The organism is Limihaloglobus sulfuriphilus (assembly GCF_001999965.1).
GTDB lineage: Bacteria > Planctomycetota > Phycisphaerae > Sedimentisphaerales > Sedimentisphaeraceae > Limihaloglobus > Limihaloglobus sulfuriphilus.
Window position 1 is genome coordinate 2,525,633 of the sequence record NZ_CP019646.1, and the last position, 15,757, is coordinate 2,541,389.

The 15,757-nt window shown below is 47.8% G+C and carries 6 protein-coding genes; all 6 read right to left on the bottom strand.

Features of this window, described 5'->3' with window-relative positions; translation table 11 throughout:
- Positions 1 to 64 precede the first annotated feature (64 nt).
- Positions 65 to 2,533 carry a hypothetical protein gene (locus tag SMSP2_RS09645; protein ID WP_146683747.1) on the bottom strand — a complete coding sequence of 823 codons (2,469 nt, stop codon included), beginning with the start codon at positions 2,531 to 2,533 and terminating at the stop codon, positions 65 to 67.
- 176 nt (positions 2,534 to 2,709) lie between these two features.
- Positions 2,710 to 4,791, bottom strand: a complete 2,082-nt coding sequence (locus SMSP2_RS09650; RefSeq protein WP_146683748.1) for a glucosidase family protein — start codon at positions 4,789 to 4,791, stop codon at positions 2,710 to 2,712.
- 244 nt (positions 4,792 to 5,035) lie between these two features.
- The gene (locus SMSP2_RS09655) at positions 5,036 to 7,135 is read right to left on the bottom strand and encodes a DUF2961 domain-containing protein (protein WP_146683749.1); all 2,100 of its coding nucleotides are present in this window, start codon (positions 7,133 to 7,135) and stop codon (positions 5,036 to 5,038) included.
- Between the two features lie 171 nt (positions 7,136 to 7,306).
- Positions 7,307 to 10,366, bottom strand: a complete 3,060-nt coding sequence (locus tag SMSP2_RS09660; RefSeq protein WP_146683750.1) for a LamG domain-containing protein — start codon at positions 10,364 to 10,366, stop codon at positions 7,307 to 7,309.
- Between the two features lie 103 nt (positions 10,367 to 10,469).
- A complete protein-coding gene (locus SMSP2_RS09665; RefSeq protein ID WP_146683751.1) occupies positions 10,470 to 12,818 on the bottom strand; it encodes a glycoside hydrolase family 88 protein in 2,349 nt (782 codons plus the stop codon).
- An 18-nt stretch (positions 12,819 to 12,836) separates the two neighbouring features.
- Complete coding sequence (locus SMSP2_RS09670; protein WP_146683752.1) at positions 12,837 to 15,755, bottom strand: hypothetical protein; 2,919 nt, start codon at positions 15,753 to 15,755, stop codon at positions 12,837 to 12,839.
- Positions 15,756 to 15,757 lie beyond the last annotated feature (2 nt).

Consider the following 15,757-nt stretch of genomic DNA (forward strand, 5'->3'; position numbering starts at 1 on the left):
TTTCAAGAAAAGGGGCCTGCATTTGAACAGGCCCCGAAGTTATTTGTTATATGTGTTTACCGTCTTAGTTGATCCAATAAGAGGCTATCTGTGCGAAATCTACTAAGTTTACATCGCAGTCGCCGTTCAGGTCGCCCACGAGCCCGTCACAGCTTCCGCCGGTTGAGACACCTGTGAGCCAGTTGGCCGCCATTGTCTTGACATCGTCAACATCAACATCGCCGTCGCCGTCAACATCACCATTTGCGCCCTGTAGATATACAGTTGTTTTGCCGGCGTTTGTAACATCATAGTCATACATGAGATCGGCACCTTCACCGGTAATCTTGCCGGCTGTTATAGCCGCGGCGAGATCTGCGGTAATATCGCCTGTTACTATTATTGTCGAATCGCCCGACATAACGATACCGTTACAGTCCGCCAGGCCGGTCAAACCGCCATCTTCGTTTACAATGATGGAACCGCCGTTCATATCAATACTTCCGTAAGAAAGCGGCGGATAGCCCGGATCGTCGAGAAGTGACATACGCAGTGTATTACACTCAATAACTCCCGAGTTCATTTCAACGTGGCCGTCGCCGTAGAGATAGTTGTCATAATTGCCCGCACCTACATTAAATTCATTTGCGTAGAGTGCAACTCCGTTCATGATCAGCGTACCTCTGCCCGGGGCCTCGGGTGTGATGCCGTTAGCACCAAGATTGAGGTCGCCCTGGCCCTGGCCCTGCGTTTCTCCGTCTGGAGTGCCTATGATATCCAGCGTAACGCCCTCGGCGATTTCGATATAGTCATCCGCTGTGGTGCCCGTCTTCTGCCAGCCGATTGTAACGGCTCCCAGCTGAGCATCAGCGTCTATTATCGGGTGCTGTCCGAATGAGGCTTTGCTTGTTGTTACAAAGACATCTCCCGGCCATGGCAGCTCGTTAGACTCATAATTCCAGTTGTCCTGGAACGACTGAGTTGTTCCGCCGGCGTCCCATGCCATGTTATATGCATGCTTGCCGTCAATTTCAGGGTCATAAGGACGTGCTGTAACGGTGTTAATGTCACCGATCACGTCTTCTTCGATTACGCCGTAGCCGTCATCAGCAAAGAGACAGCCGATCTGTTTGTAGAACCAGACGGGCAAATCCGCCGGCAATATGAGCGAGGCGTTGGAAGCAGAGGAAATATTGAACCCCTGCCTTTCAGAAGCGCCGCCGCTGGCAAAACCTAAGATTTTATAGGTTACTGTTACAGTGCCGGCGTTTATATTTATCTGCCCGGTACCTGCCGCCCTTTGCCATTGACCTGTTTCAGGGTCCTTCTCTAACCCGCCAAACTTAATGTTATAGGCGTTAAGTTCCGCTGCCGGGTCATCAAGGTTGATAACAGAATTTCCTGACTCACCGGTCTGCTCGTCTTTGAGATAACCGAGCTGGAACGTGTTTGCACTGTTGAGAACACCGTCGATATTTACGGTGGAATTGCCGGACTTGTAACCGCTCTCGAATTGCGGAGTAGTCAGAGATGCGCCAGCCTCGATCGTTAAACTCACATCGTTTATACCCATCAATACGCCGGCGGCCTGAGCTGCCAGAGGGGAGTATATGGTAGAATCAGAATCAACCGCATCGATTATAGCGGAAGTTGCGGCCGAGGGCACTATGCCGTAATCCCAGTTCGAGCCAACATTCCAGTCTCCGGCGCCGCCGATCCAGGAGAAATCAGAAACTTCGGGCTTGAGAACTATCGTGCTTGCCAGGCCGTCCTGGATAATAATAAAATCATTCTTATCGGTTGTAACAACGCCATCTATTGAAATTTTACCTGCATTGATATAATATTCCCAGACTCCTGCGGTTGTACTATATTCACCATCTATGAGCCTGCTGCCTAACGTAAAACTCCCCATATTTCCGGTTTCAAAGTTTACAACAACCCCAAAACCGCCCGGAGTAATTACATCTAAAATAATATCACCAGTGCCGCCGGCAAGCATATTGTAGTTTGCTGTTCCGCTTGCCTGGCCGGCATGAACAATCCCGTTGCCCATATTCAGCGTGCCTTTGCCGGAAGCCGGAGAATTAAAGGCCGGTGTTTCAACACTGCCGTTAAGCACGTTGAGAACCATCTCTTCACCGTACTGAGACCAGAATGTCAATGCCTGGCCCTCGGGCACAAGCAGATTAGTCACGGTATCCCAGTCATTGGTATCTAATTCAAGCAGGGTAGTTACACCTGAACCGGAGGCTCCGCCGCGAAGAGCTACTCCGCTGGGAGCGGTTATGGTGCCGCCTTCTAAACGCACCGCGATATCCTCCATCGCGCCGCCGCCTACCCAGACGTTTTGGGCATAGGTTATAAGGCCTATGTCCTGGCCGTAAGGAATCGCGCCGCCGTCCCAGTTTTGGGGTTCGTTTATTGAACCTACCCCGGGAATGTGATTGCCTGTCTCGGTATCAATCATTCCGAGAAAATCCACATATTCTGCCGATACGGCCAGAGTTGAAATCAGGCAAACAAATAATAATAAAGCTGATTTAGTGCTCATAACAATTCTCCTGCAAAATTTCGTAAAAAAAACTGCTACCTATTAACAGATTTATGGATTATAGTATCACATATTGCAAGAGAAAAGTAAAGGTCATATTGCGTTTCCGGCATGTCATTTTGCGCAAAAAGACACATGTCTTCAACTCATTTAGTCCGATAAGAAGATCAAATCATCTACTCAGAAGCTGTTCTGCATAAAGCATTGATACTAGGCGATATAGCGAATATCTGGGGAGCGGTGGCATTGCCGAAACATTCAGAAATTATTCCCGGGAAATAATACACATAATCGTTATATGTCTTGATTGAAAGGGCATCATTGAAAATCCTGTTGACAATATCCTTTCTTGCAGAAGGCAGATCAGAAGCGACTTCGGCCGCTCCGAAAACAGTATTGTCCCAGCATTCATGCTTATAAGCGGCTTCAAGGCATTTCCTCTTGACTTCAGCTTCAAACGGCAGATGCTTTTCATCAGGCAGTGTCAATGCCCAGATATAGTCAAAACCTATATTGTACCAGTCAAAGTCGATGTCCTCCCAGCCGTCTTCGTTATATGCGATGCCGGCGATGAAGCGGCCCTTATCTTCTCTCCAAAGCTCTTTATTTATAATTTTTTTGAGTTTTTGTGCCTGCTCTACAAAGTGCTGCCTGTCTTCTTGATTGTTGTTATATTGGGCAATTTCTGCCATCATGCTGTAGTTGGCGTAAAAAAGAACATTGATATAAAAGCTGTTTACAAAATGAAACTTCTTGTTTGTAGCCGGGGACCGGTACCACTCTTTTGTATCACCCCAGACGCCGTTTGGATCCTCGGTAATATCCGCCTCATTTATCAGATATTCGCGGTACATGTTCTTCATTTTATCGTAATAGGTGATATTCTTGTCTTTATGAGGGTCATAGGCAGCCCCTGTGGTGTAATACTTAATGTTATCCTTCATCAATTGATATGCATCACCCGTGATATATCTGTCATCGCCAAGCTGCTGCCACGCCTTATAGAGAGACCAGATTCCGTAAAATGCCGAATCAACCTGTGAGAAATCCGTTTTCATGTTTTGACGGTAGAAATAAAACTGATCCCACCAGCGGTGAAAGCCGTTGGTCAGCTCGCCCTGATTGTAATTATGCATAACCAGCTCGGCATGGGGCCGCATATATTCTTCCACGAGACCGATTTCAGTAAGGTCCAGAAGCGCGATCGAATCGTCGCGAACGTAGCTTTGCCAGTAGCCCACCGAATTTGATGAGTAGTAGAATACTGCCGCGGGAGAAGCGTAAATAGCCCCGTTGCGGCTTAGAAGCGATCTTACTTCAATAAGGTTATAGGCTAACTGTTTCTGCCGCAACCCGGAGAGCTTATCCAAGGAAACATCAAGTGTTTTTTCAATTCGGGCCCTGGCACCTGATACATAATCATCCCAGTGCCTGGCCGTCTTTTTTTTCCAATATTCAAAATCAAAAGCCCTTACCCCGCTTATTGCGGACTCGGCTTCGGGGCGGTTGTCAGAAAAAAAATAGAAAAATGACACGCTGCTTTTGGCCGGCACAGTGAAATTTGCAACAAATCCATCGGCAGGATAGCTGCTCGCGAGTGAAACACTCTCTGGTTTTGAATTGAATACCAGCCCGGATACCGGATCAAGGTCTTTGGCGCGGTCAGCCGGCGGATCGTCATAGCTTTGCCAGAGAACCATCTTATCGCTGTCGTAAGCATAAACTGCATCCCCCAGGCTCACATTCATATCTACATTCCGCTTTCCCTCTACAAGGGTGTATAAACCTTTTCTTTCTTGCCGGGGCCTGATTTTTATTTGCAGTCTGGCTGGTTGGGAGCTGTTATTGGCCAGCGAATACAGCATGGCGTTTTCCCCCGCAGCAGAGAGCAGCTCCAGATTAAAGTCTGATGTCTCACCGTTATTACCCAGACCGGAGTCAAAAGAACATAACAGATGATAAGGCTTTCTCTGCATATCCGTGAGATGGGCTCGTGTAAGCAGGTTTTCCGTTTTACCCCCGGCAGAGAGATTCAGCTCCATGCTGCCGTTAAGCCCCCACAAATGGCGAAAAGGTATCACCGGCGGCTTTCCGGAAAGATACGGCCTATACACAAAACCGCAGCTTGCAGCGGCATTGTCTGTCTTGAAATATACAACGCCGTCTGTCATTGTAAGGCTGGTCGCAATTGGTTTTTTGAGTTTAAGCACATCCTCAAAATTGTCGAAGCCGTGTGCAGAAAATTGCATATAAGCCATACAAATACAACTGATTAAAAAACAACAAAAACTCTTAAATCTATAAGTCATAACAGAGAAACCTTTTATAAATGCCCCGTATGACGTTACGGCATACGGGGCTTGGATTAACATTTAAAACCGGATTTCACGGCCATAGAGATTCCTGCCCAGTGAGGTCTTTGTCGAAGATCCTGAAATAATTCATCTGAACATCATCTGTAAAGAGAATCCGTTTCCTGATCCTAATATGATCATCTTCAAATCAAAGCTTTTTAATCCATAGAAAGTCTAATCCTATTTTATTATTCTCTGTTCCACTTTCACTTTTAATTTCCAGTAAATGTATTCCTTTCTTGAGTTCATAGCTGCCCAATTCTATTGTTCTGGACATTTTGCGGAAGGGAGAATCAAGCTGAATCAAATTTGTTCCATTTACACTGATACTGTTACCATCTAACGCAGCAGAATAAGCTCCCGAACCGGGCATAACCGCATGAGTTACCTTCAGTTCATAATTACCATCTTCCGGTATTTTGATCGAAATACATAACTTATCACCTTTTTTTTCAGGATTAAAAACAACCAATTTACCACCAGCCCAAATTGGATCATGTTCAAATGCCAACCTGTTATCTTCCAATGAATCTATCATCTGCTCAACTTGATAAAATTGATAACCTTTGGCCAAACCCAAACCACTAAGTATTGGAGTCCACGACTCAGACACTTGAGGCATTCGAGCCTGAGCATGAGTAATTTCAACGTGGTCTGTGAGCCTATCCGGCTGAGCATAGAAATAGCTGATCCGTGCATAGGAAAAATTTTCGTTTCGCGTATGATGCAACAATTCCATATAAAAAGCAAAAAAGTCTTTAAACGGTAAATCATCAATTATCTGGAAGCGTGCATTAGCAACAAAACCTCTGTTGGCAGGCCCATCGTTTCGCGATTGATTGCAATAAGGATATGCGAAAATATCATTCATGCCCCAGGCATAATTAAAATAATCTTCTGTACCTGTGCCAAATATAGAAGGATACTTATCTTCATCTACAAATACCTTTTCATCTCCCTCGCCCCACCATGAGCCTCCCGCGCCAATCGGGACATCACAAGAGTTAAAGAGCATTATTGCTGAACCAATAAATCGCCCAGTGCCTCGCACAACCAAAAACGGCAAATCCACTACAGGGTCATTACTTATAAGATGATGATCTGCCCTCCAAAGCGCATTAAAAAGGAGAGCGTTTTCATTATAATTATTTTTGTCGCTTAAAACTTCAACTTTGCAATTTACAACCTGCCGGCCATGATTGCGAAAATATATTTTTGCATTGCTATTAAACGGCATAGGCAATCTACAAACCATTGTCCCGTCGGATTTAACCGTAAATGGCAATGATTTATAGGGATTTATTCCCGGCCCAGAACCGAAGAAATCACCAACAGGACTCTGTACCTGGGGTATAACAGAATCATCAAATTTAATCGTCATAACAGTCTGACGAAGTGCAGCCGCTATATCTTCAGCCTGAAGTCGAATTTTGAGCTCTTTGATGACCTTATTACCATTTATATCAATTATTTTTTTATTTTCTTTAGATTTTATTGAAACTGACTCATGCAATTTATCTCCACCAGAAGAAAAATTATATTGTTCATCGGGCTCATTTAAAACGTTGGAAACTTCCTGAATCAGTGCGAAAGATTTTTCAAGCTGTTCAGCTGTAAATGACAAAACTTTTGTTCCTGGTTCATAACAGCGTATCTGAATATGGTAAAAGTGGATATCCTTAATATTTCCTGTCCATTCAATTCTGCACCTTTTGGCAAACGGAACCGGGAAGTATGATGCGTCTCTTTGGGTAAAACATTTATCAAGTAAAGAGATATTTAAATCATCAGCAAATAATTTATATGGATATTTAAAAAAATCACCAGCATCTCCTTCATAAACAGCAGACTTGCTGCTATCCAGATACATCCGAATCTTACCCGGAATCATCGCTGTCCACATTCGAACAATAGCGCCTGGGCCATTAACATCACAAACAAGATATGTACCTATCCCATCTTTATCAGGAGGAGCAATTACATCCTCAAAAGCGGGGACAGGTTCACCTCCAAACCCATCAAGGTTGTTAAACCAAGATGAACCATTTACCTTACCAGTTGAGCGGTCATAAGAAGAAAACTGAACCGTCTTATAATATGGATCAGGAAACTCTACCAATCGATCAAGATCAATCATTTCCCTCAAAAGAGTATCAAATGAAACCTTTTGGTCAGCACTTGAGAATGCGCTAAAACAGCAAATGATAAAGCAAATAACAAGTTTAATTTTCTGTAGCTTTCCAATCATAATTTTCCTTTCTGTAGTTAACTATGATCAATTTAATTTTTCGATTGGTTATTTTTACTAAATAAAGTCCTTAAATCTATAAGTCACAACAGAGAAACCTTTTATAAAAGCCCCGTATGCCATTACGGCGTACGGGGCTTGATTTAATCATTAAAGTTTAAAAATCGGCTTTTACGGCCATAGAGATTCGTGCAGCCATTCTGCGGCGATCTCTGCGAAATCTGCATAATCTACCTGAGCATCATCATTGATGTTACCCGCGGCCGGATTAAGCGAGCCGCCCATGAGCTGCTGGATTTCCTGCTCAGTGAGCTCTTTGTCGAAGATCCTGAAATCATCGATCTGTCCGTCGTACTCATAGTACTCACCCCCATCTCCGTCAAGGCGGGAGCCGATGGCAAACTCGGTATTGCCGCTGAGAGGCAGAGTCATGCCGCTGCCGCTGTGCCAGAGCCGGCCATTGAGGTAAATCTTCATTGTACCGTCAGTAACGTTCTTGGTGAATGCCCAGTGATTCCACTGGCCTTCATATTCTTCGGGGGCTGCGGCCTTGCCGATGCGGTCGAATCCGTCAACATGGCTTCCGCCGGCATCAAAGTAAACCGAGCCGTCCTCATGAGGAATATGAATTCTGAGGATACTGGCCTGCTCGCTGTTAACCAGCCCGCGGCTGGCGTCGAAGCAGTAGTCCGCGGCGGGCTGAACAGTCGGGTCGCCGTACTGCCACAATGCGACTGTGATTTGGTCAGTGATTGCAGAAAGCACGTCATGGGCAACATGAACACGGTCGCCTGCCGCTGCGTCGAAGGACAGAGCAGAGCCGTATTTGCCGCTGACCCAGGTGCATCCTGTTATATCGCCGTCATAGCCGCTGCCGGCAGAATCAACTGCCACGGTACCCGAGCCGGTATCAAACTGATACGATGCGAGTGCCGGCTGAGTCAGCCAGCCGTCAAGCACTATCACCAGATCTTCGAGATCCACCGCACAGTCACCGTTTATATCAGCTCCGAGCCCTGAAAGCTCCGGCCTGCATGTGCTTGGCGAAAGGGTTATATGGTCGATATATACAGCGTCCGAACCGGACGAGGATGGATTTTCCACGCCGTCACCAACGCCAACGGTAATACTGGATACCGCCGCGAGGTCTATGCCGGTTCCAAAGTCGGCCAGCGGTATTTCCCAGGCGGTGTAATCGGCATTCTGAACTGCCTGATAATCCGGATGGTCAATCTGGCTTGTCTGGGCCGAGCTGTCCTCAAGACGGACATAGATCGGATCCTCCTGGTTGTCCGCACTGCCGCGGAATACAATCGTTAGAAGCGATGCCTGGCCGCCCATGGTCATATCGGCAGCTGTGTCAAACTGGCGTGTCGCCTCGACTTTGTACATTGAGAGCGGCATTGTTGTTGTGAAGTTGTTGTAATTGATACGCATTGCCTTGCTGTCGGTGCCTTCAGTTTCTGATAAAGCAATGAAGTTGGTCGTATCATTGTAGAAGCAGCTCCACTTGTCCCTGAGCAGGTCAGAATCGACATACTCTCTGAAGGTGTCCACTGCGATAGAATCTGCCGTGAAGCTGAGAACCTCGCCGGTTCTGATTTCACTGCCGATAACATCATCGACCCTCCAGTAGTAGGTCCTGCCAAGCTCAAGCGACTGAGCCGTATAGGTAGTGAGTGTCTGGCTGCCCCTGCCCGGAAGGGTATCCGGATCGGCGGCGTCCGCTACGCTCTGGTAATCATCACCGAAATAGACATTGTAGGAATCGGTGTTAGCGCCCGGATCCCATTCCAGCCTGACCTCTGAATCTGTGTTCATAGGCACACTAAGACCGTCAGCGGGATAGAAATTCTCCGAGTAAGTAGAGCCTTTATAAACAAGACCGACATTATCAAAATGCACCGTTCCGTTGTAGTAATAGTCGTGGAAGGTATGAGAGAGCTTTGTATCGATCCTGTAGGTATTGGCAGGAGCAACAGCAGAAACGGAGCCATAGTACCATTTATTAGGAACACTGTCACCGCTGAGAATGTTTGCTGTTTTGCTGCCCACAATTTGTTCAGTCTTATCCATAAACACAATATGCACATCAGCTATCTCGCCTGATTCCAGGCCGTCGGGCGTCATCACACAGACCGAAGCTGTATATGTCAGGCCTTCCTGGTCCTGGCCGAAAGTTCTCCAGCCCTGCGCCAGGGTCCACATGTCGTGGTTTGCAAACTCGCTTTTGAGCGAATAGTCGCCGCCCAGCGAGTTGCCCTCATACCTGAACATATCAAACGTCCACCATGCCGCCGGTGCTTCCGGCGAGGGGCCTTCAAACTCAAAGCCGTAATTGTTCAGCATGTTTTCAACAACAGTGAATGACCAGACCTTCCCTGTATTGACAACCTGATCATCTGCGTCGAGATCATCAACCCGCCAGTAGTATGTGCGGCCTTCCACAAGCTGTTCTGTCAGATAATATGCCTCTGTCAGGTTTCCCCTGCCCGGCAATACATTGGGATCAGAGGCTTCATTGACCTCATCATAATACTCGCCTAAATAAAGATTGTATGACGAGGCATTGGAAGAGCTTGACCAGGTCAAAATACCAGGCCCTTCAACCGCTGCGATGCGGCTGCCGTCTGCCGGAGTCGGAACGACCAGAGCAGGGCTGGAAATCTGAGGTGAAGTTAACGACACGTTGTCCGCACGGATTACGCCCCAATCACCGTGCGTACCACCTCCCATGTAACCAACCACACGGAACCTTACCTTTTGAGTATTCGCAGGAGCGGTCAAGGTTATTGAACGGCTAACCCAGGAAAGTTCAATGTAATCAGGGTCAGTGGGTTTGAGTTCGGCGGCGTCCTGTCCGGAAAGCAATGTATCATCAGCGTCATAGAATTCGATATTCAGATATGCAGCTTCCTCTCCTGCCATTCTGGCCTTGAATTCCACATACGCGGTAAATTCAAAACCGCCTGCATTCTGACCCAAATCTACTGTCTGTTCAGCCCAGGCCCAGTTGAGTGCTTCTAAATCCTGAATCTGAAGCTGCCATTCACCGTGGCCCTCCTGTGTCTCGGCCACCCTCACAACATTACCACCGGCAAACAGCCAGTTTTCAGCCTGCGAAGTTCCGCTGCCTTCTTCAAAACCCGGGTTTTGGAGAAGATTTGCTCCGGCTATCCCGGCAAATAATGCCGGCAATGCCAGAATCCAAAATAAAGTTTTTGTTTTCATGATATTACCTCACTTAATAAATCTCTTAGGAGGCCTCAAACTCTGAGACCACAATTATTTAAACTGAACACATTTACAATGTGTCATACATTTCAATTTTTAGCTACTTTTGTTTTTCCATAAAAACACGGCCCCAATCCTGGCTTTCAAGTGTAAACTCAAGACCGGATTTTAACCGGGAGGAACTGACCGTTTCTCTGCCGCCGGGGCCGATCAGCGAGTAATTGCCCTGTTCAAGGCCTTTAAATTTCACCGTGAATGTCCGTTTTGTCCTTGTCGGATTATAAATTATGACATTCCGCCTTGTCTTTATATCCAGGCTGGTGCTGCCGGCGTCAGTGAGAATCACTGTTACCTCGTCATCGGAGCATTCATGCGTGGCGTGGAGCATTGTGTTGAGCATCATCGGAGCGCCGCCCATGTAAGTGGCAGGGTCGCTTCCGCGGGGGATAACTTCCAGCGGCAGATAGAGAAATTCTTCCCACGGCCTGCCGTCGCCGAACGTGCCCCAGTGCTGCACAGTTTTATAGTTCGGGTGGTTGACGCCAAACGCGTTCAGGTACCTGCGATCAGCTATTGACATGAATTTGAGAAACGTATCGCTGACGCGGTATTTGAGCAGGTTCGAGAGTAAATTTATCGGCTGCATCGTTTCAAAGGTCGGTATGCATACAAACTCGCCCTTGCCCTGTCCGCCGGCACGCGCCAGCCCGACCTCGTTGCCGTACTGTTCGTTCTGCAGGAAGTACATGACAAGCATGTTGTAAGCCCATTCTTCGGCGTTATCGAGATATACAGGCTTTTTTGTAAGTTTGTACATCTCTATGTTGCTCATCATGGCAAAGGCAAACCCGTTGGTCTTCGTATCCGGGGCGATTGTGTAGAGCCTTGCCGGATCATCAAGAAACGAATTTATGTGTTCGACATAACCTAAAGCGCTGTCTCTGTATTTTTCGTTCCCGCTGTCATGGTACGCCTGAAAACAGAGATATGTATATACCGCCAGGGCGCCGGGGAAGTCAAGATGATCTGAGGGCCGGCTGTCATGGAAACCGCCGTCTCTCCAGAATACCCATTTCTTTTTATTGACATCCCACCACTCGCCGAACGTGCCGTTTGTAACGACCTCGTCCATTATATAATCCATATAGCGGTAGAAAAATTTTCCATAGTACTCATCGCCGGTAATCCTGTATATATTCCAGACAGGATACGCCCCGAAATTGAGCATCTGCCACATATTACCCTGGGGCTGGACACCGCCGTCGGGGAAATTCTTGCCCCACATAAGCCCATCAGTTTCTTCCGGGCCGACCCACCATTTGTGTATATCACATTCTTTCATTCGGTTGACGAAGAAGCCATAATTTTCCCTATCATCAGTCGCCCAGGAATAATACAGGATTCCATGAACAAACTGTGTTGCTACAAACCAGTGAATGTGCGGGCCGCCGGAGCCAATCGCATAACCCAGGCCGGGGGTGTATATATAGTTGTTCGGGTCTTTGTAGTCATCCATCAGCCCCTCGGCGCACTGCTGCCAGTTCTTTGCCCAGAACTCTAAATCCTCCGGGTGGCACAAACGGCTTATAATCTCAGGCCAGCTCGATCTGTAAAACTCAAGCCAGTCCTGGCCGGCACTGTGTCGCAGCTCAACGCTGATGCTTCCGTGGTCGCCGGCTGAGACTTTTTCAGTAGAGACATTGCGGAATACAAATTTAGACGATGACGGCATCGACTTGTTCGTCCTACCCAGATAAAAGGCCTTCTTAACAAGCTCACCGTTTTTGGCTTTTTGATTTGTATCAACAATTGCCGCCGTGCTGAAGGTTTTGCCGTCAATATCAGAAAGCGTCCACACTGCCGGAAAACCCTGTTCTAAGAGTATTGTGCGGTCTTCATAGCCCTGGAAATAACCCATAATATTGGCCATACGGGAAGTTTCATCGCCTTTGCATACAGTATTGAGGGAAATATACGGCATATCGTCAAGCTTCACCTCACTGCCGTACTTGAAATCGGCACTGATTTTCACAAACGGCACCTGGAGGCTTTTATCAGCTGTAAAACTGACCTTCCACTCAACAAGCGAATCCTTACCGGCTGCTCCGGAAAACTCCAGCCCCTCTTTATCCGCTTGCTCAATCACCTTGATGCTGTCGGCTTTGAAGTCAAAATTACCTTTCTTATCAGCAGATAAGAAGTTTCCATCTTCGGTGGTATATGCCGGCACAAATTCCTGTTTCTTATCGCTCCAGGCATATACTTTGTCCCACGACCAACTGCCCTGCGAGTCTTTGACAAAGGTGTACTTTGCGCGGCCGGGCATTTCAAGCTGAGCAAAACTGTCTTTGACCTTCAGCTGGGAGGCTTTGTCCATGCTCGAACAGCCGCACGCCGCGAGGCAGATAAAGGATACCGCGAAAACAGAACGCACAAGTTTTTTTAACATATTTTACGTCTCCAGATTTTAGTTATTGAATTTTTGTTTTTTTGACCATTTTCTAAATGTCAACCCGCTCAGAGCAGCCTGTTCCCTGCGGCCAAACGGACAATTCCCAAAACGGACATAAACCGAATCAGAATCGAATATTCCGTAAACCGTAAGCCGCCTTAAAAAAGCGCCGGTATTTTGATAATTCTCGAAACTGTCATTATTCGAAAATCTCACATATATACTCCCGTTCTCGTTGAGATACGGTGTAACATCGGCTATCCTCAGCCACGCCGCATCAACAGTTTTGGCGCCGTCTCTAACTTCTTTGAAACGTTCGTTTAAGCCGTCATTCCAATATTCGCCGTCGGCGGAGAACTCCACGTTATAACCATTGCCCATCACAAACTCAAGATGGCACTCCGTCAAACCGTCAGTATCAAGCTCATAAATAAAATGCCCGCCCCTGCCGACATAGCGGCAATGCTCTCTCAAGAGCTGCGTGTTCTTATCCTGTTTGAGAACCGACGCATCGCCGGAGGGGGTAATCACATCGATTTTAATCAATTCATCTCTGCTGCCGGTTAAAAACGAAACATCGATCGAATCTTTCACGGATTCATCGCTCCAGGTATTGAGTCTCTGGAACCAGCGTTTGCCGTCCGGCGAGACATCCACTGTCAGGGCGTTGCCCTGCAAGACCATATCGACCGCCGCGTTTGCGGCACCGGCGGCATCAAATTTATATATCGGAGTTTTATCGCCATAATTTATTTTTCGTATGCCGCCCTCAAGCTCACCGCCGTCCTGCACAAGAAACTGCTTCTCTTCTGCCCAGCCGGGTTTAAAGTTTATTTCTGTTACGCTGTAGTCTAAATCTATATTCTCGCCGCCGCGTACAAGCAGCTCGCAGCCGCTATCCGGCAGATAGGGATTGTTCACCATCGGCTTGTATGTCGCTGTAACATTGCCCTGTTCGTCGTACAGCGGAAAAGATGCCAGCGGAGTGAAAGTCTTAGCCTTTTGCGGAATATTCAAACCCCGCAGACAGAATCCGGCAAAGTTAGGCTGTGCATCGTCCTGCGTCCAGGGGCCGGCTCCGCCGTCATGCCAGAGCTCTTTAAGGGGAGTTTCCGGCGATACGCCGCTCTTCTGGCCGGCAGGGACTTCGAGATTTATGAGCATATCCGCCTTATCAAGCATTCCTGCATGTCCCCACGCCCCAAGCGGCAGAGAACCGAAATATGTCTCATCGGCATCACCCGGAGAAGCCATCTTCTCGCCGTTTCTGTAAATGCCGTCTTTGTCAATATCGTAAACGTCCATTGCCCGCTGGTAAGCCTCGAGATATTCGGGATTTTCCGTCGCCTCATACGCAAGCCATACAGCCCGTGTCGCGTAAAAGTGCCGCCAGCCGCTCACCCAGCCGCTGCCGTCATAAGATGACTCGGCAGAAAGCATCCGTTTCATAACGCGCTGAAGCCACGGCGTGTATTTATCAACGAGTCTCTGGTTTTCTGTCAGTTTGCCCGCCCTGATCATCCACGCGGCGGCCCTTGCTTCACTGAAAACCCTGTGGTCAAGCGTCATGCCGTCTAACTCGGGCAGAAGTATCGCATCCGCCGCGGCCTCTGCCTGAATCAGTGCAGTCTGGGCGGAAGGGTCGCCGTATTTTGCCAGCAGGTACGCGCCCGCCGCCAGACCGGCAGGGATATTGTCAAAAATCTGCTGCGAAGGATAGCCGTTGTGCATCAGCTTGCCGGTTTTAAGGAAACTCTCGGCATTGCTGAACACATAATCCATATCATTGTGGTTGATCCAGTCAAACGGACATATCCAGACTCTGCCGCCGGCGCGGGAGTTTTCTTTGTCGTATGTCAGTTTTATCTCGCCGTAACCGCCTTCAGCCGCGGCCTTCATCTGCTGCGGGCGTTTGTCAAAAATAACAAGCATCGCCATTGAGTAGCCCCGCCCGGTCCAGTTGACGCCTTTACGCAGAATGAAATAGTTGAAATCGGGATTATCAAACGATATATTCCCGTCAGCTTTAGAGCTGTAAACAGTTTTCCTGTCCGGAAGATGTATAAAAGACTCGGCGTCTTTCCATGAGCTGCCGAAGTTTATCATGTGATCGCCGATGGTTATATCAATGCTGTCGGCTCCCGCCGCGGAAAACGCAAACTCCGGCGGCATATCCTCGTTGCTGAACCAGTATTTACCGGTAAAATCGATTTCCCTGGTGCCGCATGTAAACTCCCGCTCAAAGACGAACGGCGATTCGTTCCAGTAACGCGATGCGCCGCCGTCGGTAACCACAATACCGTTTTCATCGGTCTTGATTCGGGCAACACTCATCCTGCCGGCTCCCTCGGGGGTGTCGGCATATTCGCAGTCCTCAATGTCTATAATATCTTTGCCGTAACGGGCGGTAAAACCGGTTTTTACATATCCCATCACATAATCGCCCCAGGTCGAGAGCCGCAGTTTGTTTGTGTCCTCGTCCTCGAAAATCAGAAACGTCTTGCCGTCATTTCGGTGCCTGAAACTGTAATACGCACGGGTGCCGGGATATCTGGCCTTCATTATTCCCTTTGTCAGCCGACGCACGAGCTCTAAACGTACAACCGGAGAATACTGGTCTTCATACACCAGAGACTCTATCAGCCTGGCGTTGTCGTCGGGAAAATGCAGATGCCACGCGTCCCACGAGGGGATATCATAATTCAAATGCGTATAGCTGATAAGGTTTACCCTCTTATCAAACAGGTTTTCGCAGTAGTTAAGTGCGTAGCAGTTCAGCTCCTGCATGGAATAAGGGGCATAGAGCCTGCGGAGCTGGTCCTGCGGCTTGAGCGGCTTATAATCCGCGTATGAGCCGCAAACCAGAGGGCTTAATATTAAAGCCGCGATAATCAGAATTGATTTATTTGTTTCTATTTGTCTGTTATCATTCATAA